Genomic DNA, 23,745 nt, shown 5'->3' with positions numbered 1-23,745 from the left:
GCGGAAGTAGTATTTAAGCCGACCCTAGCATTTTTCATAGAGGCTATAAACGACTTGTCCTGCTTGCTTGGACTTCCTTTCTTGCCAAACTTTAGGATCCAGAGGTAATTTTTCCGGAGCTTCAAGGTAAACCAAACCACCGACTGGTAATATATTAGATTGAGCTAATAACTCCATACATTCTGGAATATAGTTTCCTGCAAAAGGTGGATCAAGAAACACAAGATCAAAACATTCTGTTGTCTGACGAATATAATCTTTTGCTTTCATATTAACCACTAATAGATTATTTTCATTGAGTGATGAAGCAATCTGTTGCAAGTTGTCATAGGCTTTATTGGCAGTTTCAACAAAAACTACTCTTGCAGCACCTCGTGAAAAGGCTTCGAAACCAAGTGCGCCGCTACCTGCAAATGCGTCAAGGCAGCGCGCTCCTCGTATATCATGCATTAACCAGTTAAAGAGTGTTTCTTTAACTCTATCAGGGGTGGGTCTCAAACCGTTCATATCAGGGAAATGAAGTTTTTTGCCCCGGTATTTTCCCCCAATTATACGTACAGTTTGTTTCACAACTTACCTACTGAAACAAGAAGCATTTTATTGGGATTCACTTGATTATGAAAAGCCTTCTTTATATCTTCTGTTGTTACTGCATTAATACGTGCCACATAAGAATCTAGATAATTATCGGGCAAATGATAAAAAGCAATCCTCAACAGCATATTAGCAATACTACTATTACTAGCTAGTGATAAAGGGAAACTGCCTGTTAAATATTGTTTTGCATCCTGTAATTCCTGCGCATTAGGGCCTTGAGTGATAAAATTGTTCAGCGTATCCTCGGTCACTTTCAATGCTGTCGCAGCTTGTTTGCTGTGTGTTGATAGGCTAATGATAAAGGGGCCGTCACCGGGCATGGGCATGAATTGGCTGACGACACTGTAACTCAGGCCACGTTTTTCTCGCACCTCATAAGCTAATCGAGAAACCAGCGCGCCTCCTCCTAAAATATAATTTCCTACTGTCAATGGAAAATAGTCCGGATTATGATGATCAATGCCAATTTGCCCCAGGCGCAACATCGTTTGCGATGAGGGGAAATCAATGCTGACTTTTTCCTTGTTTTTTAATGGGTTTGCTTTAGGGATGGTTGCGGCTGGTTTTCCTTTCGGTAAATTTTGGGTTAATTGTTCAGCGATTTGCTGGGCTTTTTTCTGATCGATGGCACCTACCAATACGATAACTGCATTGGAACTAACAAAATATTGTTGGTAAAATTGGTGCACATCGCCAAGCTTTAGTGCTTTGACACCTTCTCTTGTGCCATGAACAGGATGAGCATAAGGGTGCGTTTGGTAAAGCGTTTTAAAGAACACTTGATTGGCAACATCATCAGGAGATTCTTGCGTTTGCGCAATAGCCATTAACTGCTGATTTTTTTCTCTCTCGAAAGCATCTTGAGGGAAATCGGGTTTGCTTACAATAAGTTCGAAGGTGTCGATTGCCCGTTTAAGAGCATCTTCGTTCGTCAAAGTCTTTAGGCTCAAAACCGCCATATCGCGACTGATTTCATTATTAAATTGGGCACCAGTATCAGCGATTCTCTCTGCAATTTGAGTTGCATCCATACCGGCATTACCTTGGGCAAGCAGATCGGATGTTAATGCACTTAAGCCAAATTGCTTGCCATCATAGGCTGAACCGGCTGCAAAGGCTATGCTGATATCTAGCATAGGTACTTCCATGGCTTGATAAAAAACGACTTTGGCACCATTTTTTGTATGCCATTGCTGCGTTTTAAAAGTACTGGCTTGTAGATTAGATACGAAGCTGATACTTAAAAGAATTAATGTAAACAATGTTTTCATTGTTGTTCCTCTTCTAATACTGGAATTAATCGGGCTTCTGTTAAGGCATTTTCCTGAAAATAAAGCCGAGCTACTTGCTGCAATTGTTCGGGCGTAATGCTATTAATACGATCAGTATAAGTATCGGCAGTTTGCCAGCCCAAACCGGTTGTTTCTAGTAATCCAAGTTCCATGGCTTGACCAAAAATAGAGTCTTTTTCAAAAGTTTTTTGGGCAATAATCTGTGTTTTTATCCGTTTTAGTTCGGTTGGACTGACCAGCTCATTCTGCAATCGATTGATTTCTTTGAGCATACCTGCTTTGAGTTCGTCAATAGAGTGGGCTTCAGTGGGAGTGCCAAAAACAACAAACTGAGTCTGGTAGCGTGAGTATAGATTGTAGTAAGCATCAATCCCACTGGCGAGATGGCTGCCACGGACTAAATTCTTGGCAAAGCGTGCACTTTCCCCTGCATCGAGGATATTGGCGATGATTTCCAGGGCATAAGGCTCCCAAACTGTCTTAGCAGTCTTGACGCTGGGCACAGTATAGCCGAACATCAACATGGGTAATTTGGCTGGTGCGTTAATTTCAACGAATTTAGGGCCCAAGTTAGGTGGTTCTATTTGGGCTTTGCGGCTGTAACTAGCGTGCTTGCCAATGGGTTCAAAATATTTTATTGCTAGTTGATGGACTTCTTCTGGGTTGACATCGCCAACGACGACAAGTGTTGCATTATTAGGCGCATAAAAACGTTGATACCAGGTTTTGACATCGTCAACAGTCATTTGGTAGAGATCACTCATCCAACCGATGACCGGGTGATGGTAAGGAGCGGTCAAATGCGCTGCAGCTAAATAACGCTCGAAAGTCAGTGCTTGTGGGTTATCATCTGTACGTAGACGTCTTTCTTCACGAATTACTTTGATTTCTCTATTAAATTCTTCTTTATCAAATAATAGATTTTGCATCCGATCGGCTTCCAGTTGGAAGCTAATAGGCAATTTGGATGCAGCAATTTTCTCAAAATAGGCGGTGTAGTCATAATTAGTAAAGGCATTTTCTTGTCCACCAACCGCAGCAATCGTTTTTGAAAAAACACCTAAAGGATATTTAGAGGTTCCTTTAAACATTAGGTGCTCCAGTGCGTGAGAAACGCCTGTGATCCCTCCCGGTTCATCCGCAGAACCAACGTTATACCATATCATAGATACAGCAATGGGGGCGCGATGATCTTCTTTTACCAGCACTTTTAAGCCATTTCGAAGAGTGAATTCTTGTGTTTGGCTATAGGATTGGCAAGTTAATACAGCCAAGAAAATCATTAATACTGTACGCATGGATTAACTCCAAAGCAAAAAAAGTGATAGAATTCCACATTTCCTTCGCTTTGTATACCTTATGATTAAATGGTTTAAAAAAAATCAGGATGAAACAAAATCAATATCTACGTCTATTGAAGAGCCAGAAATGCCTGCTCAGCAGACTGAGATAGTTTCTGATCCGGTGAGTGATGATCTTCCTAAACAAGGTTTTTTTGCTCGTTTTAAACGCGGTCTGACCAAGACACGCCAGCAGTTTGGCGAGGGTATTGGGCGTTTATTATTAGGAAAAAAAGAGATCGATGCAGTTTTATTGGAAGAATTGGAAACGTTGCTCCTCAGTGCGGATCTGGGTATCGAAACTTCACAAGCGATTTTAAAGCAACTAGGTGAAGATTTGGCAAGAAAGCAACTAACCGATGGTGATGCTGTTTTTGAGGCCCTTAAAAAGCGTTTGGAAACTATTTTGCTAATCAGGGAGAAACCATTACAGGTAGAAACAGCGGATCAATTACCTTTTGTCATTTTAACAGTTGGGGTGAACGGCGCTGGTAAAACAACCTCTATCGGTAAAATGGCTAAGCAGTTTCAACAGCAAGGCAAAAAAGTCATGCTGGCAGCAGGTGATACTTTCCGAGCTGCTGCAGTGGAGCAATTACAAATTTTGGGGGAGCGCAATCAGATCCCTGTAATCGCACAGCATACTGGGGCTGACAGTGCGTCCGTTATTTATGATGCTTTGCAAGCAGCAAAAGCAAGAGGGATAGATGTTTTGATTGCTGATACGGCCGGTCGTTTACATACGCAAGGCAATTTAATGGAAGAGTTAAAGAAAGTGAAGCGTGTTATACAGAAATTGGATGCTAATGCCCCTCATGAAACCATGTTGATTTTGGATGCCAGTATAGGACAAAATGCGCTCAACCAGGCACGGCAATTTCATAAGGCTATTGGATTGACTGGTATTACTATGACTAAGCTTGATGGTACTGCAAAAGGCGGAATACTGTTTGCTATTGCTAATGAATTAGAGATACCATTCCGTTATCTGGGAATTGGTGAAGGAATTGACGATCTACGTCCTTTTGATGCCCAGCAATTTGTCAGAGCAATTTTTAATGATGATCAAATTTGACCAAGTAAGTAAACGCTATCCTGGAGGGTTTGAAGCCTTAAGCCAGGTTAATTTTTCGCTGCAAAAAGGGGAAATGGTTTTTCTGACCGGTCATTCGGGAGCAGGAAAAAGTACTTTACTAAAGTTAATTGCCATGCTGGAAATACCTTCTTCAGGGCAACTCGCTGTGAATGGTATTCGTTTAAACCAATTAAAAAAGCGGGATATTGCTGCCTATCGCAGTAGTTTGGGGATTACCTTCCAATCGCCTAATTTACTTAATGATAGAACCGTCTTTGATAATGTTGCTTTACCTTTGCAAATTCAAGGATTTGCACCTGTTATGATTGCCAAGCGAGTGCACGCAGCTCTTGATATGGTTGGTTTGTTAACTAAGGAAAAAATGTTGCCTGTTCATCTATCTGCAGGTGAACAACAGCGAGTTGGCATTGCCAGGGCTGTAGTACACAAGCCAGCTTTGCTGCTTGCTGATGAACCTACAGGTAACCTTGACCCCAGCCTTTCTGCAGAAATTATGAAACTTTTTGATCAATTTAACCAGGTTGGAGTAAGTATTCTTATCGCCACGCATGATCTTGCCCTTATTGCGGGGATGAAACATCGTATTGTTATGCTTAAAGGAGGCCGGATGTGTTAAAAAATCTGCGTACTTTAAGTGCTTATCATTTGCAAGCGGCTAATAGTAGTCTTAATTTGCTTTGCCGTAAGCCACTGGCTACCATGATGACGGTGATTGTCATCGCGATTGCTTTGACGTTACCGACACTTTTTTGGGTGTTTACCGATAATTTGGAGCAATTAACTATCAATTGGCAACGTGGGGGCCATATTTCTCTCTACTTAAAATCTCCTCTATCAGAGGCTGAGCAGGCTGCTTTTGTAGCCCGTGTTCGTGCGACAGAGGGCGTTGGTAACGTGATACTCAAATCTTCAGAGGATGGACTGGCTGAATTGCAGCAACAAGAAGGCATGCATGACATTATGCGTTATCTGCCAGAAAACCCTCTCCCTGCAATGGTTGATGTTATTCCAGCTCTTGCTATTAATACCCCGGCTCAAATGGAGCAATTGTTTGCCCGCTTAAAGGCCTATCCGCAAGTTGAGCAAGCTAAACTTGATATGCAATGGATAACCAAACTGCATGCAATCCTGGGTTTTGCAACTAAAATAGCTCACGCATTAATGGCTCTATTGGCTTCTGCTGTAGTTTTGATAATTGGCAATACCTTGCGTCTGGCTATTCATAATCGCCATGAGGAAATTCAGGTACTAAAACTAATTGGGGCAACTGATCCCTATATTGCTCGTCCATTTTTATATACTGGCATGTGGTATAGTTTAGCCGGTGCAATCATGGCTGTGCTGTTTGTCAATATTTTCATGCTTAGCGTTGCTGTTGCCGTTAAGCAGCTGGCAGCTGCCTACCAAATGCATTATCCGATTATGGGGCTGTCAGTTAAACAAGCTTATTTATTGGTAATCGTTTCTACGATGTTAGGGTGGCTAGGTGCCAGATTGTCAGTAAAACAACAACTGGCTTCTATTGAGCCCTATAGTTGATGTATAATACGGGTGCTATAGTTAAGGTTAATACTGAATTGGTTTGGTAATTGTTATGGTGTGGGTAACTGGAGGAGCAGTATGAGTCAGCAGTTGCAATTAGCGTCATTAAATTTACCTATTGGTAGTCTTGATGCTTATATTCATCGTGTCAATCAAATACCGATGCTTTCTGCTGAAGAAGAATATGAGTGTGCCGAGCGCCTTCATACTGAAGGCGACCTTGAAAGCGCACGTCGTTTAGTTCTTGCTCATCTTCGTTATGTAGTTCGAGTTGCTCGTGGCTATTTAGGCTATGGTTTACCTCTTAATGATTTAATCCAGGAAGGTAATGTTGGTTTAATGAAGGCCGTTAAGCGTTTTGACCCTAAAATGGGTGTTCGCCTTGTTTCATTTGCTGTCCACTGGATTAAAGCAGAAATACATGAGTTTGTGCTACGTAATTGGCGTATAGTCAAAATTGCCACTACCAAAGCCCAACGGAAATTGTTTTTTAACCTGCGTCAAATGAAGACCCGCCTAGGCTGGTTTAACAGTGAGGAAGTCGATGCTGTTGCCAATGATCTTGGTGTCAGCCGTGAGGACGTGCTCGTTATGGAGCAGCGTCTGAATGCGATGGATGCCTCCTATGATGCCCCTCTGTGTGATGATGAGGATGACGCTTTTAAAGCCCCTGCCCATTATTTACATGATGCGAATAGTGATCCGGCCCATTTAATTGAAAAAGAAGTAAGCGGGGAACAAGGCAGAGAACAGTTATTTGTTGCTTTAGAGCGCCTTGACGAACGTAGTCAGGATATTTTACAACAGCGGTGGTTAGCTGATAACAAAGCAACATTGCATGATTTGGCTGATAAATATGGTGTTTCTGCAGAGCGAGTGCGTCAGCTTGAAAAGAATGCCATGAAAAAACTTCGCCAATACATGGAAGAAACGGTTTAAGATACCAAGCGTTCTTGTGCAATTGAAATAAATGACTAAGGTTGTTCATCGCTGGTCAATAATTTTCTTAATTTCAATTTTGTTACCTCATCTGCAAAAGCTGAATCAATGGCATTGAGTGTAAACATTTTCATTTGCTTGTCAGAGTAATGATAGGTTTCTTGTACTCGCTCATACTCCTTAGCTAAATTAGTGCGAAAAAAAGGCGGATCATCTGAACCGAGGCTGATTTTAATACCGGCATCTATTAGATGGGGCAAGGGATGACTCACCAAATCTTTAAAAAGGCCAAGAGCGACGTTGCTGGAAGGACAAATTTCCAGTGCGATATTACGATCTTTCAATTGGGCAATGGTTTCTGCGGAATGAATTGCCTGGATACCATGACCGATGCGTTCGATTGGTAAATACTCCATTGCTTCAAGCATGCCACTTGCTGGAGCAAATTCACCTGCATGTACCGTACAATGAAGCCCTGCTTCGGCAGCGATTTGGTAGGCTTTCTTGAATAGTTTAGGGGGGAAATGAATTTCATCACCACCAAGACCCAGCCCCACAATACAAGGAACTTGCTCTTTAATAGCTTGTTTTGCTACGCGGATCGCAGCGTCCGCTCCAAAATGCCTTACTGCTGTTATGATGATCCTGCCTATAATATTAAATTGATTTTCGGCATCATCAATGGCCTGTTGTATCGCCTGCAAATGTTCGGATGAGGGAATGCCACTGGCTTGCTCAGCATGATCAGGAGAATACATCATTTCTATATAAACAGTATTTTCTAGAGCGTTGGTTTTCAGATAATCAAAAGTAATATCATAATAGTCTCTTGGTGTTTTAATCAGTGCAGCAATAGCATCGTAAGCTTTTAAAAAATCGAGAAAATCATGGTAAGCGTAGCCTTTTCCATCGCTCGCAAGTAGCGTTTGGGGAAGCGGCAGCTTATTGCGCTTGGCGAGTTTTTTGGCAAGAGTTGGGGTAATAGTTCCTTCCAAATGTGAGTGCAGCTCGGCTTTTTGTATGCTCATGGTTGTTCCTTTCCATTGCTATAATAGACTTTATTGAAATTCAGCGAATTTCGAATGAAATCTAATGATTAATGGCAACTTAGTGTAAAAACCGATAAAATTAGCCATCTGTTATTTATTATATGCTATCCAGGACTAGTCATGAGCCAGAATGATATTGATAAAGCTTACGTAAGCCCTTACGACAAATTCCTTTTTGAGTTTGATGCTCAACATAAAAAATCGACCTCCCAGCTCAAAGAAATCAAAAAGCATCAGCGTATTGCCTATTTGCGTGATAATGCCAAACGAGATGAGAAGGATGATGAAATTTGGGGGGGATTCTAAAATCTGTGGGTTTGTCCCCGCAAACATTCCCATGAATTTCATTACTCCTGCCAGAATTAGACGAGTGTATTCTTCTCTCCCTCTCTCCTTGAATATTTTTTCGAGCGGGGAGTGAGAGATTTCTAGAATTGCTATGGGTAAATTTACCCATGCATCTTTCTTTAAAAAAGAAGTATGGTTGAACAAACTCAATCATTAATGCAGTTCAATGCCACTCCCTGAGGAAATTACCTTAACTCTATTCAATTGGTTACCACGCAAAGATATCCTGACAGTATTTTCTGTCTGTAAGGATTGGCAGCGGATATGTCTATCGGCAAAGACGTGGAAAGAGGCCGGTGCCTCTTCTTTTGAGGATTTTAAAGAAAGAATCGAAGAGCTTTGTCCAGAACTAAGGGAGTTTGTTTTAAATGAGAGAATTGGTCTGGAGCTTGCCGAACGCCTCCATAAAATATGGTCGTTATCTCAAGAGGAGCGTCAGGGATTAAAAGAGCTTACCGATGAAATGGATGAAAAATTGACTAAATACCTGTTCTCCAATTATGGCTTGGCTCTTTATTTAGAAGGGATCATTGTAAAGGTAGACTTGGAAATTGTCCCAGAAGATTTTTTTAAGTATATCTGTACAAAGGAAGGGTTTATTGCCTTATTTATCGAGAAATTAATTGCTTTCGAAGATATCGTATTGCTCGATTTTTCGCATCTGCAATGGTTATTTTCGGAGCATGGTTTACAGGCTTTGCGGGAGCAACTAATTTCCAGTGAACAGCTCACTATGTTAACTCCTTCCCACCTGGAATTTTTACTTACCCCTAAAGGACTGGCCGCATTGCGTGAAGGCTTAATTACCGTTGATGAAGTAGTGTCTTTAAAGCCTATTGAATTAAAATGCTTACTGACTGATATGAAACTGGCAGAATTGCGGGAGGATCATAGCAATCAGCTTGACGGTGATTCACATTCCTATAAAAGCATGTAAGGCCTTATAAGCCATAATTGTCAGCAACGAGGCTGCCGGTAATGTTAATACCCACGACATAAAAATATTGCGAATTACGATGAGGTTTAACGCGCCGATACCGCGTGCTAATCCAACTCCAAGTACTGCTCCAACCAAGGTTTGTGTAGCTGAAACGGGGATACCAGTACTGGTTGCAACGACTACGGTGGTTGCCGCAGCCAGAGTAGCCGCGAAAGCACGGCTTGGTGTTAAAGCAGTGATTGCACTACCTACCGTTTCAATTACTTTTCTACCATACATTAGAAAGCCAATCACTACCCCTGCACAACCAAGTAAGATAATCCAGGCGGGATAATTAGCTGCACTCACAGGCTGATCAGCGTGCATAACCAGAGTATAAATAATACTCAATGGACCTACAGCCAAGGCAACATCATTTGAACCATGCGCGAAAACCATTGCACAAGCAGTCAAGGCCATAAGTACAGCAAAATATTTCTCCACTTGAAGAAAACGTTCACGCCGCCTAATTCGGGGCATTTCAGGGATTCGTTTTATAAAGAGCATACCAATGATGGTGATGGTAATACTGGTTGCAAGGGTAACCGCTAAATCTTGCTTTAAATTAAGGTGGATATCGAAATGATTTAAGCCCTTAAAAACAGTAATAAAAGACAGAACCGATCCAACTATGAAAAGATAAATAGGCACATACCATTTTGCTTTTTCGAGGGGGTCGCTTTTTACAAAGATGGCTTGTTGGATACTAATAAAAAGCACGTAGGCAGTAAATCCGGCAATCAGAGGGGAAGTGACCCAGCCAATGGCAATATGATAAACCTGGCGCCACTGAATCGAGTCTGGACCTAAGACGACAGAACCGAAGCCCACCATTGAACCTACAAGGGCATTTGTAATGGAGACAGGAACACCGAGATAACTTGCAAGATTCATCCACACAGTACAGGCTAATAAAACACCTAACATCCCCTCAATCAGAATTAAGGGTTGGTTTGATAGCTGGCTGCTAGTAATAATGCCGTCCCGCATGGTTTCTGTTACGCCGCTGCCACCAAGGAAGGCGCCGGCAAACTCAAAGACAATGGCAATAATCATTGCCTGCCGTACAGTGACGGCTTTGGAGCCCATCGTTGTGCTCATTACATTGGCCAGATCGTTTGCGCCAACTCCCCAAGTCATGAAAAAACAGAAAGCGATGGCAACGAGAAGCAGAATAAAAGGATAATCCATAGGAATTACTACCGAGCAATAAGAATTTGTAGCCGACCACCCACCGTTTGGGCATGATCAGCCAAGTCACCAATCCATTGGACCAGTTTGTAGAGAAAAACTACTTCAATGGCAGGTAAATCCTTTTCCAGCTCAAAAATACGATGTCTGATATCAGCAAGCATGTCGTCACTATCATGTTCAATTTCATCTAGAGTGACAATCATTTCTTCAACGATTTTTACTTCGCTGCCACGAAAGCCGCTTTCGAGTAGTTCATCGAGTTCATTAATCGCTTTACAAGCTTGTTTGGACGCATCCAGGCAACGATTCAAAAAGGGCATAAAGACAGCAGTTAATGCTTCAGGGATAACCATTGTGCGGCTGATAATGAGTCCGGCAATATCTTCTGCTTTATTGGCTATTCGATCCTGGGCACTAAGCAATTCAAGTAAATCAGTACGCGATACTGGTAGAAACAAGCCAGTTGGCAGATGCAAGCGCAAATCCCGCTTAATTCTATCCGCTTCTTTTTCAATGCTGGATATCTTTTCTTTAATGGCGTTAGCTGTTTCCCAATCTTGTAGCAAAACGGCCTCAAAAAAAGGATAGAGCTGTTTTGCACATTGATGTGTTTTACGCATGTGTTGTTCAATAGGCCTGATAGGTGAGGGCCCGAACATGTTAAATATGCTACCCATAAAGTATGAATCTTTGAAAAAGATTAGGGCGATTATAACTAAACTTTTACAGGAACAAAACAATTGTTTTACATAAGCTATCCTGCTGTCAGGAAGTAAAATCAGCAAAATAACCTGAAATAGACATCTCCCGAAACTCTAACTACATTGGAGCATAGCTTTGCCGATGCAGTGCTCGAATCCACATGTATTGGCCTGTACGCTGCATTTCTGCGCGGCATTTCCCCTCGCTCCGCTCTCACTGCAGCGTGTTTCGAAAGACGTCTGATAAGTTGTTGTTCAAATTATTTTTTTAAAAATTTAGCCTGCAATTGTTAGTCTGCTACACTTGAAAGTAGACTTCTTCGGAACTCTACTACAGAGGGGAATTGCTTCGTCGATACGGTGCTGGTTATGCGTGCAGGCCGGTTCTGGGCTCCGTGTCTCCTTTGCACAACGCTCTCTAGCGAGTTTTCAAAGAAGTCTGGTATTCATGATGAAGATCGGCTAACAAGGAGTGTTGCCATGAAAAAATGGTTTATTGGTTTGTTGTTTTTAGCAATGAATGTTTGGGCTGATCAAATGATCACGAAAGTCATTGAATTAAATTACCAAAATGCCGATAACGTCATCCGCTTAGTTCAACCCCTTCTCCAAGAGGGTGAGCAAATCACCGGTTCTGGTCAGACCTTGGTTGTAAAAGTCACACCGCAAACCTTAACTCAATTACGTACGGTATTACACAAACTCGATCAACCACCCGTAACGTTTGAAATCACAGTTTTTCAAGGTGATCCAGATTGGCTTAACCAGCAGAACGATAATGATATGGTTATCAGTACGTCTTCTCAGAGCCAGCAACGCCGTCGCCAATCGGTCACTGTTATGAATGGCGAGTCAGCTTTTGTAAGTACAGGGGAAGATCAACCTGTACTGAGTTCTGTTGGTATCGGTTTCTGGGGAACGGGTGTTTCTTATGATCGCCGTTTAGTACAAAATGGTTTGCTAGTAGAACCTGTGCTGCAGGGGCAGAGGGTAAAATTAACCGTCCGCCGAGTTCGCGAACAAGATAATCAAGTAGTCAATCAGCAATTTGATGAACAGCAGGTTAATACAACGGTCATGGTGCCTCTAAATCAGTGGGTCCCTTTGGCTAGCGCAGAGGGGGATGCACCTGCGGATTCCAATACAATAGTGATTCGTGCTGGAAACCAATATACACAAAACTCTACTTTATACATTAAGGTTCGGATTGTACAAAAAGAGTCTTCCGGTATTAATAAAGAATAAAGAGATGGTTTTTGCCTCTTCATGGGCTATTACCTTGACAACACTTCTCTATAGCAAAACAATAGCTCCTTTCTAAATATTACTCTGCCAACAAGGTTGGTAGAGTGCCTTGAGGATAAAAAATGCAAATAGCCAGTATTAAAGGGCGTGAAATTCTTGATTCACGTGGAAATCCTACTGTTGAAGCCGATGTGTTTTTGACAAGTGGTGTATGTGGACGAGCCAGTGTTCCTTCTGGAGCCTCAACGGGTAGTCGTGAGGCCTGTGAGCTTCGTGATGAAGACAGCACTCGGTATGCTGGTAAAGGAGTTTCTCGGGCAGTGGGATACATCAATCATGAGATTAACCAGGCTTTAAAGGGCGCTTCGGTCAAAGAACAGGAATTAATTGATAAACGTCTTTGTGAATTAGATGGAACGGATAATAAGTCCCGGCTGGGTGCCAATGCAATTTTGGCTGTTTCTTTAGCCTGTGCCAGAGCTTATGCTAATGCGAGTAAACAACCTTTATTTATTTCGCTCAATCAAGGCGAAGCGATGACCATGCCTGTGCCTATGATGAATGTCTTAAATGGTGGGGCACATGCGGATAATAATGTTAATATTCAAGAATTCATGCTGATGCCTGTAGGGGCACCAGATTTTGCGACAGCGCTGAAGATGGGGACAGAAATTTTTCACGTCTTGAAGTCTGTGCTGAAAAAGCAGGGATTAAATACAGCGGTTGGTGACGAAGGTGGTTTTGCACCGGATCTTAAATCAAATCGTCAGGCTCTTGATATATTAGCCCAGGCAGTCGAACAGACAGGTTATCAATTAAAGCGAGACATTGTTTTTGCTCTTGATGTTGCAGCCTCTGAATTATTTCATGATGGTCAATATCATCTGGCCTCTGAAAACAAAATACTTAGTAGCGAGCAAATGATCGCTTATTATCGTGAATTGGCAACCAATTACCCAATTGTCAGTATCGAAGATGGTTTAGATGAAAATGATTGGCAGGGTTGGCAGCAATTGACTGCTGATCTAAAAGAGCGGATACAATTAGTCGGTGATGATTTATTCGTAACGAATACCCGTATTTTACAAGAAGGTATAAGCCAAAAAATGGCAAATGCCATATTGATTAAACCCAATCAAATTGGAACTTTAACCGAAACCAGACAGGCTATTCGTTTGGCACAGACAAATGGTTACCGCTGTGTAATGTCACATCGTTCAGGCGAGACAGAAGATGTTTTTATTGCTGATTTGGCTGTTGCGACCGGTTGTGGTCAAATTAAGACTGGTTCTTTATGTCGCACAGATCGAATAGCCAAATACAATCAATTATTAAGGATTAATGAGTTGGCTGCTCTTCCTTATGCTGGAAAAGCAGTTTTAGTTCGAGCTTGAAGCGTCAATTCGTTTTGGTAACCCGACGAGTCTGATACTCTTGGGTTACCTTCGGCAGCTCCTTGTTATTCAGGAGTTTCCGAATAAGTTCTAATGGGGTATGCACGATAGAGTTCGCAAAACGAATCGTGCCCGGTATATAATAATGGAAAGAAACAATTCTCTCTGGTTAATCTATGCGATCTATCATTATTATTTTGATATTGGCGTTAATCGGCCTGCAATATAAATTATGGTTGGGTGATGGTAGCGTATCGCAATGGATTAATTTAGAAAAAAAATTAGCTATCCAAGAGCAGGAAAATGAGAAGCTTGCCGCGCGTAATCGTGCGATTGAAGCAGATATTCTTGAGTTAAAAAGCGGTGATCAGGCTCTTGAGGAACAGGCACGTTCTGAATTAGGTATGGTTAAGAATAACGAAGTTTATTATCAGTTTGTTGATTAAGGGCTCGTTCTACAAGATGCGTTAGATCTCATCCCTCTCTTTGAAGGATGAGAAAATAGAGTTCTAGGGTTAAACAGCAATTAATTCTGTCGGCATAATGGGGGGTAATTTATCCCATAAGCTCACTACATAACCCCCGCCTCCCGAACCAGTCGGTTTAACAGCCAGGGCGCCTAAGTCAAGTAACATCTGCATATGTTGTTGTAAGGTTTCACTGACAAGCCCCCATTGCCGGAAGCAATCGGCACTTTGTTGTATAGCTTGCGCCAGGTCTGCCAGGGCGTTGGGTCCGCCTTGCTCCAGGACTAGTTGTGCTTTTATAACGCTGGCATTCATCTTGTTGTCAATTTGTGCAGCGTAAGCGGCATCTGCTTGCCACAAATCCCGCACCTGATTGATACAATGAGAAGTGATGCCAATTTGTCCGCAAGAGGATAAGAACCAGTGGGGGTGCCAAGCCTGTTTAATAGGCTTTAATAGCCCTTGCTGAAAATAAACGCCAGTCTCAGTAGCAACACCCGCAATATCAAGGCCGCTACTTTGACCATGAAATAAATTTTCCAGATTTTTTGCAAAAGAATAAATGGATTGCGTGCTCAATACCTGTTGCGCTTCAAACCAGCGCGCTACAGCCACACAAAGTGCAGCCGAAGCCCCCATCCCTACACCAATGGGTATATCACTATATAAATGAAAATGGCCGGAGAGGCTGTTAAGTGACTTACCTAACAGCTGCTGTCCTTGTTCAAGTACAGACCAAAACAACAAGTGCATATCTGAGCCACTGCTACCTTCATAGTCAGCGCTAAGTTCAGAGTTGGATGAGTTGTAACTGAGAGTCAGCTTCTTTTCCTGAATAGGAAAAACAAGTGCGCCATGACCGCGCAAAACAGCATGTTCTCCTGCTAAAATCCATTTGCCATACGTCGTTGTTTGAAAATCATAAGACATCGTAATTGCCAATTAAATGATCATGTTGAAATTGCAGTGCCATTTTGCTTTGATCTGGACGATAGAGTAAATGAATATTAGGCCCTGCATCCATCGTAACAATAGGACCGTCCCCGTTATGGTTCCAGAAGTTTTGCAGGCTGCGTAATGCTTCCTGACATTTTTCCGTTATATACGAAAAAGGCTGCTTGCAACTGGTAAATAATTGATGCATATCCTGGAACTCACGCCAACAAATTTGGTAAGCACTTGGCCAATCCTGTGTTTCTAACGCATGACGCAAAACTTTTAAATTCTCTGTCGCTCGTTGACAGCGCGTTGTGTAATGGCTACTACTTTTCACACGAACGTGAGCTTCACTGGAAGGCACAGGTTTTTCATCGTGGCTGATCACAATCACTTGATGGATTAACTCTGTATAAGGCAAATTAATTGCTTCGACAGTTTCCCCTTCCCAAAGAGCCCAGGGTGAGAAAAAAGAACGGCAGGATGAACCAGAACCCAGGCGACTTAATTGCGCTTGTTCTTCAACAGAAAGCAAAGGCTTCTTGCTAAGTTCACTTAAGGCAAGTACAGCACATTTGGTCAATGCTGCAAAACTTGATGCAGAGCTGGCTAAGCCACTACTGTGTGGAAAATTATTGGTTGAGCGTACAATAAAGGCACCTTTATAACCAAAGTAAGCTTTCACTCGCGCCAAATGCTCTAGAAAGCGTTGTTGCCCCAATGGGGACAAAACAAAGGGGGTAGCGCCCGGGGTATCTAAAGGTTCCCAAAAATCTTTTTTTCCGCTATGACTTTCAAGTACGACACTACTTAAGAGGTTGTTTAGCGTATAGGATAATGATGGATTATCCGGTATGTTTTTCTCATTGTCTTTTTTACCCATGTATTTTATCAGGGCAATGTTAGCAGGTGCTTGGGCGAACCATTGCATAGCCTAATCTCCTTACATTTAGTGGCCTGGTGCATCATTCCAAAGAATTTTATGCAATTGCAGCTGAAAGCGCACAGGTAGTCGGTCTGTTACTATCCAGTCAGCGAGAGTAGTCGAGTTTAATTCATTCCAGCTGGGTGAAAATAAAATCTGTACGCGCTCTGACAGGTTGTGTTCAATTATAATTTGGCAAGCCCAGTCGTAATCCTCGCGACTACACAATACAAATTTGATTTGATCACTTTGCTTTAAATGAGCTAAATTGGCAAATAGGTTTTTTTTGCTTTCCCCGGAGTCCGGGGTTTTCAAATCCATAATGACCATGACTCGTTTATCAACTTGAGCAATATCTCGTGCCCCACTTGTTTCCAAAGACACACTAAAACCAGCGTCGCAAAGTTGACGTAATAAATCGATACAACCTGGTTGTGCCAAAGGTTCTCCACCGGTTACACAAACCTGTTTACAATTGTAGGAAGTCACTTTCTCCAGGATAGAGGTTAAACTTTGCATCTCACCACCACTAAAAGCATAGGCTGTATCACAGTATTGGCAACGAAGGGGACAGCCTGTGAGGCGAATGAATACCGTGGGTAATCCCACGGTAACTGATTCACCTTGCAAAGAATAAAAGATTTCTGTAATGCGTAATTGAGAACTAACTTGCTTCATGAGACGCCTAATAACTCCAGTTTTTTCATTGCCAAATGCGCGGTAGGGGTATCAGGGTAGTTTTTTAGTACTTGTTGTAAACGCACTCTTGCGTCATCTGTTTTACCTGAGGCAGCCAGTGCATAGCCAATTTTGAGCGTGCTGGCAGCTGCTTTGCTTGAGGAGGGAAATTGCTGCAATACGATTTCAAAATGCTCGATTGCTTTGGGATAATTATTTTTAACCATATAAAGCTCACCCAGCCAATAATGAGCATTTGCAGTGTAGCCACCCTGGGGATATTGTGTGGCAAAGGCTTGCATCGCAGTCAGTGCTTCGTCAAAGCGCTTGTTTTTTACCAGATCGTAGGCCGCGAGGTAGCTGATTTGCTCATCAGCGGGATTTGTTCGGGCAGGAGTAGCAGTAGGCGTTACAGCAATTTTCGAGCCTGGTTTTTCTTGTTGGGTAGCCTTTATAGGTGTTTCACTCACATTATTGGGAGGAGTAGCTACTTGCGAGCCAAGTGATAACTCGGTTGGTTGGTTTGGTTGTTCAGCTTGGGCTGATTGGCCTGGCTTGACGGAACCATTATTGCGCAGACGCGCATCTAAATCTTTATAGAAAGCTAATTGTTGTTGTTGTAATAATTTCAAATCATGGGCTTGTACTTCTAATTGACCGCGTAACTCTTGGATTTCCTGTTGCAAACCCTGAACTTTATCCAACAATCCGGCATTATCGTCATTGCTGTCACGGTTATCTTTTGCGAGAGCAACTTCTTCCTCATTGTCAATATTTTCAAGCTGAGCTTTGGCAACAGGCTGCTCTATGGCGGCCTGTTGTTCATCAAGAATTGCAAAATTTTCGCTGTCATCAACTACAGGTGCTTCTGCAAATGCTTGTAACGGCAAAAGACAAGAAAAGCACAAACTTAATAGAAGTCGATGGGATTTAATCATCGTGTAGCCTCGTAAGTGAATTCAACACGACGGTTTTGCATATGAGAAGCTTCGTCGTGGCCGAAATTTGCAGGCCGCTCTTTACCATAGCTGACGACACGGATTTGACTTCTACTGACACCTGCCATTCTCATCAAATCAGCGACTGTACTAGCGCGACGCTCACCCAGTGCTACGTTGTATTCACGGCTACCACGTTCGTCAGTGTGACCGGCGAGCAGAACACGTGCGCCTGGATGTGTTTTTAAGTATTCAGATTGCGCGTTGAGCGAAGCCGTATACTTAGGATTGAAACTACTGTCGTCATAAGAAAATAAATAAACTTGGTTATGAGGTGCCTGAGTAGTATAGGATTCACCAGGCTCTTGACCAGCAAAACGACCTAATTGTCCCAGACCATGGGCAGACGCGCCCCCGTTCATACCTGCACCGTCAGCACTACCTGGTGTTTTCGAACAGGATGCGAGCAGCACAATGCTTGCTGCAACAAGTCCCATTTTTAAAAACGATCTGGCTTTCATCCTCTTATCTCCTTTTTTTTATTCGTAGTTTACTAATATTAAAGCGCCGCAATGGCGGCTCATTGTACAATTGTTTTGTCTATTTCGCTATTGTCTCTACTGCTTATGAGCCAATTATCGATGGCTATGATCCTGTTTCACATGGTTTACAACAAAATTGGTTACTTCAGCCGTAAGATTTTCTGTTGCTCGGTTGGCGGCAATCACACCACCATAGGGAGTGTCCATAGGGCAACAGACATGTTGACTAATAACTTTTGATGCGACCACTCGATTATCACTCACATGGGTTAATGTTACTTTAACAACTAAATCCAATACACTGGGCTTTCTTAAAAAATTTTGTTGTAAGGCAATGAGTTGTGTGTCCAAACGATAATCGGTTTGTTCGGAATGCGGTGTTGAAGCGACTGCATAAAAATAACCACTACGTTGTAAACTTTGTACAATGAGTGGAAACAACATGTCCGCTGGAGGATCAATCCAGGCATTCTTTGCGAAACTACCTAGTTCAAACGGTTGCTGAATATAAAGCATTTGCTCAGTTTGATAGCCTGCAACGGCATCGGGAGTAGTAACAAGTATAGATTGATGAGCAGCATTCGCGGCTAATTGCTTATTACTAAAAGCTGCCAATTTGTATTGATTAGTAATGGGTGTTTTAATCGGCGAGCAAGCTGTCAGTAAACAGTGAGCACAGAAAAGAAGAATAAGACCAAATTTGTTCAAAATTATTCTCCTGGTCCAGGTTTAGGTGGTGTTGTACCACGGATTACTACAGCAGGATTTTGGCGCATTTGGTTACTAACTTTTTCCAGATTAGCAGCAATTGTATCAAGACGACGTATGAGTGTTATAGTGGGTGGCAAGGCTTGCTGTGAAATTTGGTTAATTGTTGTTTTACCTGCATCCATTGCGGAGGATACCTTATCTCCGGCCTTGGTCATCGCATTCACAGTAACCTTTAAATCTCTAACGACCTCAGGCAGTTGATGACTTGCGTCAGTAAGATTTCTTATGAGGATATCGGCATTTTCCAGGCTTTGGTCAATGTGTTTACCATTCTTGGCGATAACGCCACTAAAACTCTCTAAATTTGCCAAGGTCTTTTTGATGTACTTTGCATTTTCACGATCAAAAATCCGACTAATTTCCAAACTTACTTTATTCACATTCTCGGATACATCCTTCAGTGCTTTGTCGAGTTGATTAAAAAGAGAAGGTTTAGCTGGAATAATTGGATAAGGTTCACTGGGCAATTTTTCCAAAGGCGTTAAATCGGAAGAACTTGCTGACAGTCCTACATAAGTTGTTCCTGTAATTCCTTGGGAAATTAAAGTAGCCGAGGTGCTGGTGGTGATAGGTGTTCCTTCTTCAATATTAAGCAGAATTTTAACTTGTTGTGGATCGCGGCGATTGAGGGTAATTTTTCTTACAAAGCCAACCTTCACACCATTATATTTAACAGGTGATTCTTCACTTAATCCTGAAACTGCTTCATGAATATAAACCACATAAAGACGGTATTGTTTTTGATCAAAGCCAACAGATAGCCATAGACCAGCCGCGATAAGCCCTCCGAGAAGGATTAGCACTGCCAGGCCGACTATTGTGTAGTTGGTTTTTGCTTCCAATAAACATACTCCTATTCTTTCGTTCTCAAACAGTTTAAAAGGTACTGAAGTATTCGGCAATCAAAGGATGCGGATTTTTTATCAATTCTTCTATTGGCTCGACAGCTAATATTTTTCCTTCACCGATAAAGGCGACTCGATCTGTAGTTCGTTTTATTGACTCCACGTCATGACTAATCATCACAATAGTCAGATCCAACGAGTCTCTTAAAAAAAGAATCAGCTCATCAAATTGTCTGGCACTGCGGGGGTCAAGTCCTGTTGTGGGCTCATCCAGGAATAATAATTCTGGATCCATGGCAATTGCGCGTGCTGCTGCCGCACGCCGCTGCATTCCACCACTTAATTCAGAGGGATATTTTCCGGCAGCCTCTTTAGGTAATCCTACCAAGGAAATCTTAAGCATGGCGAGATGTTCCATAAATTTTGTGTCAAGGGTGGTGAATTCTTGCATAGGAAAAACAATATTTTCTAACACGGTCATTGCCGAGAAAAGAGCACTGTGTTGAAACAACATGCCCCATCGCCGACGGAGTGCATCTGCCTTTGCATTGGTTAAATTTGCAATATCTTGGCCAAAAACTTTTAGAGAACCCTCTGTAGGTTTTAACAACATAAGAAGACTGCGCAAAATGGTTGTTTTACCGCTACCACTGCCGCCGATAATCGCTAAGATTTCACCTTTTTTCACCGTGAGATTAACATCTGAATGCACCCACTGCCCACCGAGATAATTTTTTAATCCTTTAATTTCAATGACTGGCTCACTCATTTTTAAAGCCCCATCCAGCTATAAACAACGGAGAATGCCGCATCAGCAACAATAATTAAAAATAACGACTGGACAACGCTTCTTGTGGTTTGGCTGCCAATGGTATCTGCTTCTACTCTAAATCCTTGAAAACAGCCTACCAGAGCAATCAAAATGGCAAAAGCAGGGGCTTTATACAAACCTAACAGGAGCTGATCTAATCCCACGGAATCTTTCAAACGAGCCATGAAATCAAAGTAACCGACATTCAATATCCATTTGGACATGAGCATAGCACCGATGATACTAAAAACGTCTGCCCAGAAAATTAGCAGTGGAAAAACAAGCAGCAAGCCAAGAACCTTAGGCAAGACTAATAATTCTGTAGGGGATAGCCCCATTGTTTTAAGGGCATCCACTTCTTCATTGATTTGCATGCTGCCAATCTGGGCGGTGAATGCGGAACTAGTCCTTCCTGCCACAATGATCGCTGTAATGAGCGGAGCAAATTCACGAAAGATAGCCATGCCTGATAAATAAGCAATAAAAATATTGGCTCCATAGGTTTGTAGTTGTAAACCCATCTGATAAGCGAGAACAATACCGATTAGGAAAGACAGCAAAGCAAGAATCGGCAGAGCTTGAATGCCAGCAGAAGCAACATTGGAAGCAATACTGGGTAATTGAAAACGTTTCCAATAGCCGAAGGCTTCAAAAAGTTTGGAGCTTAAGTCGCCAATTAAAATGACGAATCCATCGGCCTGGCGCAATTTATGAACAGTTTCTTCACCAAGTCGCGCCAGTATATTTTTTTTCTTCGGGGTTGGTGGTTTGTAATCCAGACTGGTTTTCTTTTCAGCCACGAGCTTTATTAGTGAATCTTGTTCTTTGGCAAATTTTACGAGTTCTACTTCCTTACCATCGGATTTCAGGATCTCCACACACTGGAGTAAGGCTAAGGCACCTGCGCTATCAAATTGGGTAAGCTCGCTGCCACTAACGGTAATTTTTTCTACCTTGGGCAGTGGTGTTTGTTTAAAACGGTCAACCAATCCATCCAAATGGAGAACTGACCAAGAGCCTTCGCATTGATAGCTATGGTTTTCTTCGTTAAAGATAAATTGGCTTGCAGGTTTTACCTTGGTCATGATTGCGATCATTTCAAGAAATAGCCTAGGATAATACGAAATCACCTGCCACAGCAAAGTACTTGTAAAAGCGTGAATCATTTTAAACGACTGCAAATTTTCTTTTGGAACATTGATCCTGGCTATTTTCGGGTGAAGCATGCCTTTAAAACGGTTTTAGCCATTGTCATTGCATTATGGTTTGTCCGTGATGAAACTCATTTTACCAAAGCAATGACTGGTTTGGCCTGCGGTATGTCTATGCAAGGGATGATAGCTAAATCGTTTATTTCGCGCGTTGTGCAAGTGATCCTGTTTGATCTGGCTTTTTTTACAGCGTTTATCATGGGCCTATGGGTACGGGATTTTCCTCATTTATGCCCAATAGTTTTAGTGGTTCTTGGTTTTACAGTCAATTACATGCGGCGTTTTGGTTTAAGTAACAGTGTTGCGCCAATGAAAGTGTGGACGCTTTGTTTTTTGGCTATTGTTATACCGTTGCAAACAAAAGAGTGGTGGACGCATATTTATGGATTTATTATTGGTTTAGTGGCAGGTGCACTGACTCTTCTTTTTGTTTTCCCTGAAAATTACTCCAAACTGTTTATTAATAACTCTAATCGATTATTTAAAGCGTTAGCGCGAGGCATGAATGCCTGCCGACGACCTATTTTGTTTCCGGTTCCGCCGCGAAACATTGCCCGGCTTTCTTTTGTACGGGTACGAGACATGTTGCATCGCCTATTAGACAGTAATCAGACCATAGTGCAAGGCCTGGCAATCAATGAGCGTGAGAAGTTAATTGATGGGATAATGATTCAGGAATATGCATTAATCCATGCTTTTAATATGATGGTGGATTCTTATAAGACTATTCTGGTAAAAAATTATCAATTGTCGCCCTCGAAACGCCTTGCTTTGAGTTCAATAAACAGGCAGTTTGCAGCGTTGTTGACGTCATTAACGATGAACAAAGATTATTCTGTTACGGCGAAAACTTGTCGAATTTCGATGGCAAAAATTACGGAAAAACTAAGTCAGGAACCGCTAACGGATCCTGCTTTAGTGATGGTTTTTCTCAATCTAAAGCTTAGTTTTAATTTGCTGCATGAAAATATACTGCGTTTACAGCGGGGTGAGAATGCAGATTAGAAATACAACAAAAATGGCCTTTCAAGCAGCGATGGCCATCTCGATTGCTGAAGTTATAAATTGGTATTTTCAGATGGAGCGTGGCTATTGGATTATTTTAACGGCGATGGCTCTAACGACGCAGACTTGGGGGGAAAGTATTAAGCGCTCTATTGAGCGGGTTAGTATGACGATTTTAGGTGGTCTTTGTGGAACGGGATTATATTTTTTATTGCCTGCTAACGACACACTCATTCTGGTTTTACTTTTAACCTTTGTATTTTTTACTGTATACATATTGCCAATTAATCATCTTCTTGGCGTGTTTACATTAACCGGGTTTGTGGTATTTCTTTTTGCATTACTTAGTGATTGGACACTGTTTTTACTGAGGGAGCGTATTTTAGATACGGTTTTGGGTGCGTTAATCGCTATTTTTGTTGGCTGTATTTTTTTACCAGTAAGAACCAATATAATCGATATTTTCATTGGTTATCTGGAAAAAATGAATGCTGCATTAACATTGACTTTTACTAGCCAACAGCAAAGCAGCCCAGTAATCAGTAATCAAAATCTGTATGCTGATTTTCAAACTATCCGCAAGCAAGCAATTGCAATTCGCTACGAAGTACTTTTTCATCGTCTTAGTCGACAGGAGTTTAATTCCCTACTGATGCACATGGCTTTCTCTACCCAGTACGTTGCTGGTTTAACCGAGGCTTATCGCTGGTTGGCTTGTTATTTAACTAGTGAGGATAAGGTGCATTTGGAGACGGCTGTTAAAACCACACAACATAATCTCGCTGTATTGATAAAACATCTTAAAAGACAAAAACATCCCACCATGCTGCCAGTAATCAATTTAACTGACTTGTTAACGAAGGCAATTAGTACTGATGCACAGCGTTTTGCTTCTTTAGA

At 42.0% G+C, this 23,745-nt stretch carries 26 protein-coding genes; 11 read left to right on the top strand and 15 right to left on the bottom strand.

Annotation, left to right across the window (positions count from 1 at the left end; genetic code table 11):
* Positions 1–24 precede the first annotated feature (24 nt).
* The 3 genes from rsmD to Lfee_RS13460 are packed head-to-tail and all read right to left on the bottom strand — an operon-like array spanning position 25 to position 3,187.
* On the bottom strand, positions 25–570 hold the full coding sequence (rsmD, locus tag Lfee_RS13470) for a 16S rRNA (guanine(966)-N(2))-methyltransferase RsmD (protein ID WP_058447517.1): 546 nt from the start codon (positions 568–570) through the stop codon (positions 25–27).
* Positions 567–1,868 carry a M16 family metallopeptidase gene (locus tag Lfee_RS13465; RefSeq protein WP_058447516.1) on the bottom strand — a complete coding sequence of 434 codons (1,302 nt, stop codon included), beginning with the start codon at positions 1,866–1,868 and terminating at the stop codon, positions 567–569. The genes rsmD and Lfee_RS13465 overlap by 4 nt, the downstream gene beginning before the upstream one ends.
* Positions 1,865–3,187, bottom strand: a complete 1,323-nt coding sequence (locus Lfee_RS13460; protein ID WP_058447515.1) for a M16 family metallopeptidase — start codon at positions 3,185–3,187, stop codon at positions 1,865–1,867. Before Lfee_RS13460 ends, Lfee_RS13465 begins: the two co-directional genes overlap by 4 nt.
* A gap of 130 nt (positions 3,188–3,317) precedes the next feature.
* Between Lfee_RS13460 and ftsY the strand changes: the two genes are divergently transcribed.
* From ftsY to rpoH, 4 genes are all read left to right on the top strand, one after another.
* A complete protein-coding gene (ftsY, locus tag Lfee_RS13455; protein WP_370447017.1) occupies positions 3,318–4,304 on the top strand; it encodes a signal recognition particle-docking protein FtsY in 987 nt (328 codons plus the stop codon).
* A complete protein-coding gene (gene ftsE, locus Lfee_RS13450; RefSeq protein WP_058448027.1) occupies positions 4,291–4,941 on the top strand; it encodes a cell division ATP-binding protein FtsE in 651 nt (216 codons plus the stop codon). Before ftsY ends, ftsE begins: the two co-directional genes overlap by 14 nt.
* Entirely contained in the window at positions 4,935–5,864 is a 930-nt protein-coding gene (gene ftsX, locus Lfee_RS13445; RefSeq protein ID WP_058447513.1) for a permease-like cell division protein FtsX, read from the top strand. The genes ftsE and ftsX overlap by 7 nt, the downstream gene beginning before the upstream one ends.
* 81 nt (positions 5,865–5,945) lie before the next feature.
* Positions 5,946–6,806 carry an RNA polymerase sigma factor RpoH gene (rpoH, locus tag Lfee_RS13440; RefSeq protein ID WP_058447512.1) on the top strand — a complete coding sequence of 287 codons (861 nt, stop codon included), beginning with the start codon at positions 5,946–5,948 and terminating at the stop codon, positions 6,804–6,806.
* A gap of 35 nt (positions 6,807–6,841) precedes the next feature.
* Here the strand turns inward: rpoH and Lfee_RS13435 are convergent, their stop codons facing one another.
* Positions 6,842–7,834, bottom strand: a complete 993-nt coding sequence (locus tag Lfee_RS13435; RefSeq protein ID WP_058447511.1) for an adenosine deaminase — start codon at positions 7,832–7,834, stop codon at positions 6,842–6,844.
* A gap of 141 nt (positions 7,835–7,975) precedes the next feature.
* Between Lfee_RS13435 and Lfee_RS13430 the strand changes: the two genes are divergently transcribed.
* Positions 7,976–8,161 (top strand): CBU_0585 family protein, encoded by a 186-nt coding sequence (locus tag Lfee_RS13430; RefSeq protein ID WP_058447510.1) that lies wholly within the window; start codon positions 7,976–7,978, stop codon positions 8,159–8,161.
* A gap of 208 nt (positions 8,162–8,369) precedes the next feature.
* Positions 8,370–9,140, top strand: a complete 771-nt coding sequence (locus Lfee_RS13425; protein ID WP_058447509.1) for an F-box-like domain-containing protein — start codon at positions 8,370–8,372, stop codon at positions 9,138–9,140.
* On the opposite strand, the gene Lfee_RS13420 is transcribed toward Lfee_RS13425, so the two are convergent.
* Both Lfee_RS13420 and Lfee_RS13415 read right to left on the bottom strand, forming a co-directional pair.
* Positions 9,117–10,373, bottom strand: a complete 1,257-nt coding sequence (locus tag Lfee_RS13420; protein WP_058447508.1) for an inorganic phosphate transporter — start codon at positions 10,371–10,373, stop codon at positions 9,117–9,119. The genes Lfee_RS13425 and Lfee_RS13420 overlap by 24 nt on opposite strands.
* Before the next feature lie 8 nt (positions 10,374–10,381).
* Entirely contained in the window at positions 10,382–11,053 is a 672-nt protein-coding gene (locus Lfee_RS13415; RefSeq protein ID WP_058447507.1) for a TIGR00153 family protein, read from the bottom strand.
* 504 nt (positions 11,054–11,557) lie between these two features.
* Here Lfee_RS13415 and Lfee_RS13410 point away from each other — a divergent pair.
* The 3 genes from Lfee_RS13410 to ftsB all read left to right on the top strand — a co-directional run bounded on the left by Lfee_RS13410 (position 11,558) and on the right by ftsB (position 14,162).
* Positions 11,558–12,322, top strand: a complete 765-nt coding sequence (locus tag Lfee_RS13410; RefSeq protein ID WP_058447506.1) for a type II/III secretion system protein — start codon at positions 11,558–11,560, stop codon at positions 12,320–12,322.
* Positions 12,323–12,444: 122 nt separating this feature from the next.
* Positions 12,445–13,716 carry a phosphopyruvate hydratase gene (gene eno / locus Lfee_RS13405; RefSeq protein ID WP_058447505.1) on the top strand — a complete coding sequence of 424 codons (1,272 nt, stop codon included), beginning with the start codon at positions 12,445–12,447 and terminating at the stop codon, positions 13,714–13,716.
* 176 nt (positions 13,717–13,892) lie between these two features.
* Complete coding sequence (ftsB, locus tag Lfee_RS13400; RefSeq protein ID WP_058447504.1) at positions 13,893–14,162, top strand: cell division protein FtsB; 270 nt, start codon at positions 13,893–13,895, stop codon at positions 14,160–14,162.
* A gap of 69 nt (positions 14,163–14,231) precedes the next feature.
* Here the strand turns inward: ftsB and Lfee_RS13395 are convergent, their stop codons facing one another.
* From Lfee_RS13395 to Lfee_RS13355, 9 genes are all read right to left on the bottom strand, one after another.
* Positions 14,232–15,113, bottom strand: coding sequence for a mevalonate kinase family protein (locus Lfee_RS13395; RefSeq protein WP_058447503.1), 882 nt, complete (start codon positions 15,111–15,113; stop codon positions 14,232–14,234).
* Positions 15,103–16,050 (bottom strand): GHMP family kinase ATP-binding protein, encoded by a 948-nt coding sequence (locus Lfee_RS13390; RefSeq protein WP_058447502.1) that lies wholly within the window; start codon positions 16,048–16,050, stop codon positions 15,103–15,105. Before Lfee_RS13390 ends, Lfee_RS13395 begins: the two co-directional genes overlap by 11 nt.
* A gap of 18 nt (positions 16,051–16,068) precedes the next feature.
* Positions 16,069–16,722 carry a 7-carboxy-7-deazaguanine synthase QueE gene (gene queE / locus Lfee_RS13385; protein ID WP_058447501.1) on the bottom strand — a complete coding sequence of 218 codons (654 nt, stop codon included), beginning with the start codon at positions 16,720–16,722 and terminating at the stop codon, positions 16,069–16,071.
* Positions 16,719–17,660 (bottom strand): tol-pal system protein YbgF, encoded by a 942-nt coding sequence (gene ybgF / locus Lfee_RS13380; RefSeq protein ID WP_058447500.1) that lies wholly within the window; start codon positions 17,658–17,660, stop codon positions 16,719–16,721. Before ybgF ends, queE begins: the two co-directional genes overlap by 4 nt.
* Positions 17,657–18,181, bottom strand: a complete 525-nt coding sequence (gene pal / locus Lfee_RS13375) for a peptidoglycan-associated lipoprotein Pal (protein WP_058447499.1) — start codon at positions 18,179–18,181, stop codon at positions 17,657–17,659. The genes ybgF and pal overlap by 4 nt, the downstream gene beginning before the upstream one ends.
* 114 nt (positions 18,182–18,295) lie before the next feature.
* Entirely contained in the window at positions 18,296–18,910 is a 615-nt protein-coding gene (locus tag Lfee_RS13370; protein WP_058447498.1) for an ABC-type transport auxiliary lipoprotein family protein, read from the bottom strand.
* A 2-nt stretch (positions 18,911–18,912) separates the two neighbouring features.
* Positions 18,913–19,815, bottom strand: coding sequence for an MlaD family protein (locus tag Lfee_RS13365; RefSeq protein ID WP_082646660.1), 903 nt, complete (start codon positions 19,813–19,815; stop codon positions 18,913–18,915).
* A 34-nt stretch (positions 19,816–19,849) separates the two neighbouring features.
* Entirely contained in the window at positions 19,850–20,587 is a 738-nt protein-coding gene (locus tag Lfee_RS13360; RefSeq protein WP_058447497.1) for an ABC transporter ATP-binding protein, read from the bottom strand.
* Positions 20,588–20,589: 2 nt separating this feature from the next.
* Positions 20,590–21,714: an MlaE family ABC transporter permease gene (locus Lfee_RS13355; RefSeq protein WP_058448025.1), complete on the bottom strand. Its 1,125-nt coding sequence runs from the start codon at positions 21,712–21,714 to the stop codon at positions 20,590–20,592.
* A 72-nt stretch (positions 21,715–21,786) separates the two neighbouring features.
* Here Lfee_RS13355 and Lfee_RS13350 point away from each other — a divergent pair, with 72 nt between their 5' ends.
* Both Lfee_RS13350 and Lfee_RS13345 read left to right on the top strand, forming a co-directional pair.
* Positions 21,787–22,845 carry a hypothetical protein gene (locus tag Lfee_RS13350; protein ID WP_058447496.1) on the top strand — a complete coding sequence of 353 codons (1,059 nt, stop codon included), beginning with the start codon at positions 21,787–21,789 and terminating at the stop codon, positions 22,843–22,845.
* Positions 22,835–23,745: FUSC family protein (locus tag Lfee_RS13345; protein ID WP_193786965.1), on the top strand; the 911-nt coding region annotated here is incomplete at its 3' end. The genes Lfee_RS13350 and Lfee_RS13345, both read left to right, overlap by 11 nt.

It is taken from the genome of Legionella feeleii (genome assembly GCF_001467625.1).
GTDB classification, from domain to species: domain Bacteria; phylum Pseudomonadota; class Gammaproteobacteria; order Legionellales; family Legionellaceae; genus Tatlockia; species Tatlockia feeleii.
The sequence above is the reverse complement of the archived record's forward strand: the minus strand, read 5'-3'. Positions and strand labels throughout refer to the sequence as shown.